Source organism: Promineifilum sp. (SeqCode), from assembly GCF_041918635.1.
Classification (GTDB): domain Bacteria; phylum Chloroflexota; class Anaerolineae; order Promineifilales; family Promineifilaceae; genus Promineifilum.
Genome location: NZ_JAYRVJ010000718.1, coordinates 1 through 2,275, shown reverse-complemented (window position 1 = coordinate 2,275; position 2,275 = coordinate 1). Strand labels below are relative to the sequence as shown.

Below are 2,275 nucleotides of genomic sequence, written 5' to 3'. Positions count from 1 at the left end.
GCCTCGCCCGGCGCGATCTCGAAGCCGGTCGCATAGTCGCCAATGGCCGTGGCCTCGCCGCCGGCGACATCCACCAGCCACACCTGGCCGGCGCAGCAATCGGCGCTACCCTCGGCTGACGGCGCGACGACGGCCGCGGCGATGAGCGCGCCTGCCGGCGACCAGGCCGCGTCCTGCAGGCCCTCGCTGCGGAAGATGCAGTCGGCCGGCGCATTGTCGAGGTGATAGATGCACAGTTGGCCGTCCTGGGCGACGTAGGCCAGGGCGCGACTGTCGGGCGACCAACTGGGGGCCAACATGGCCACGCCGCGGCCGGCGCCGATGGCCTGGCCCGTCGTCAGGTCGAGCGCCGCCGCCCCGCCCCAGTGGCCGTTGAGGGCCAGCAGCCGGCCGTCAGGGGAAACGACCGGCGGGCGGTAGCTGACGATGGCCCCCACCGCGTCGGGATCGTCCGCGTCCTCCAGCGGTTGGGCCGTCAATTGTTGGCCGGAGCCGTCCCGAAGGGAGGCGCGGTAGAGGTGGCCGTCGGGGCGATAGATGAGCAGCGGCGCGCCCTCGGCGGGCGCGGCAGCCGGCGTGGCGGACGGGTTGGACGTGGGCAACGGGAAGGGATAGGGCACGACCTCGGCCAACTCCGCGTCCGGCAGCAGCCGCTCCACCGCGCCGTTCGGCTCGGCGCGCAACGTCCAGATATCGTAGCGCCCCTCGCCGTGGTCAGCCTCGGCCAGCAGGAGACTATCGTCCCCGCTCCAGCGCAGCAGGTTGATGTAGAACGCGCCCGGAACCGTCCCCACGATCTGCGTTTCGCCGCCGGTCATATCGTAGACGGCGATGGCGATACCCTCGTCGGTGCGCGGCAGGGTATAGGCCAACTTCTGGCCGTCGCGCGAAAAGGCCAAACGATGCGCGCCGGACCCAGACGCTTCCGTGTAGATGCGGGTGACCTCTTCGCCGGCGACAGTGATGGTGCGCAATCCTCCATCTCTCTGCAAAAGCAGGTGCGAGTCGCCGGCCAGCCACTCCGCGCCGCCCAGCGGTTCGGGCGAGAGCGTGTTGCCTTCCAGATCATATACCAGAGTGTGCATCAACAGGAATTGACCATCGGGTGACCAGGATATCTCGCTTGTGTGGTACTCAGCCCCGTAGGTCTCGCGGACGGCTAACTCGCGAGCCGGCTCGCCGTCCGGCGGCACGAGCCAGTAGGTGAAGGTGAGGTCTGTCCCCTCGGCCCCGCTCGGCTCGTGCTGCACTCCGGTCATCGTGACAATCCAGCGACCGTCGGGCGACCAGTGGGCGTAGAGCGGCCATAGACCGTCGTGCTGAAAGAGCGGCATCGGCGCGGCCCCCTCAGCAACATTTAGGGTATACAGCGTGTCGCCCGCTACGTAGGTAATCGCATCGCTGGTCGGGCTCCACGTGGCGATCACGCCGTCCGATAGCAACTCCCGCGCCGCGCCCGCTTCCAGGTCGATCAGCCACGTGCCGGTTCCCTCTACGTCGTATTCGGGATAGCTGGCGAGACCCGGCACCAGGAGGTAGCGGCCGTTCGGCGAGAGTTGGGGGCGGAAATTGAAGAAGTACCGGCCGGGCGCGTTGTTCTCGCTCGGGCCGTATAGCACGTCGAAGTCGGCCGTGAGATAGGGCAGCGCCGGCAGCGTCCGCAGCGACCAGTAGGTGTCCCAGGGCGGCGGCTGGTCGGGCGAGGCCGGGATGCCAACGATGGACGAATAGAGGACGAGCGTGCCGTCAATGGGCGTCGTTGTGAGGGTTGGGGGTACTGTCACCGTGGGGGCAGCCGGCCCGGTCGTGGCGGTGGCCGCGACCGTTGGCTCGGGGAGAGGCGTCGCCATGTCGGTCGCCGCGGGTGTCGCGGCGGGAACGGTCGGCCCGGCTGGCTCGGTCGGGGCCGCGACACTCGCCGTCGATTGCTCACCGACCACCGCCGGCTGTGATGCGCAACCGAGCAGGACGAGTACCAGCAACAAGTAGGTCAACGAGAATCTGCGGTGCATGTGAGTCTCCGTTTTGCATTACCTAGTATGCGGCCGCCCCGGTTCAGGGAACGGGATAGGGAACAACCTCGATGAGTTCGCCGTTTTCCACAATCACTTGTTCCGCGCCGTTCGGCTCAACGCTCACCGCCACGATCTGGGGTGTGTTGTCTTGAACAATGCTCAACAGCACGTATCTGCCATAGGTACTCCAGCGCAACAGCGAGGCCGGCCCGGAGTGGATGTCCCGGCTCTCGCCGCGCTCCAAATCGTAGACGAATACG

2 protein-coding genes are annotated in these 2,275 nt (G+C 67.6%); both read right to left on the bottom strand.

Annotated features, from left to right (window positions below; genetic code table 11):
* The coding region (locus tag ACE3UY_RS21000) for a hypothetical protein (protein WP_374689432.1) at positions 1-2,012 on the bottom strand (2,012 nt) is incomplete at its 3' end.
* Positions 2,013-2,055: 43 nt separating this feature from the next.
* The coding region (locus ACE3UY_RS20995) for a hypothetical protein (RefSeq protein WP_374689431.1) at positions 2,056-2,275 on the bottom strand (220 nt) is incomplete at its 5' end.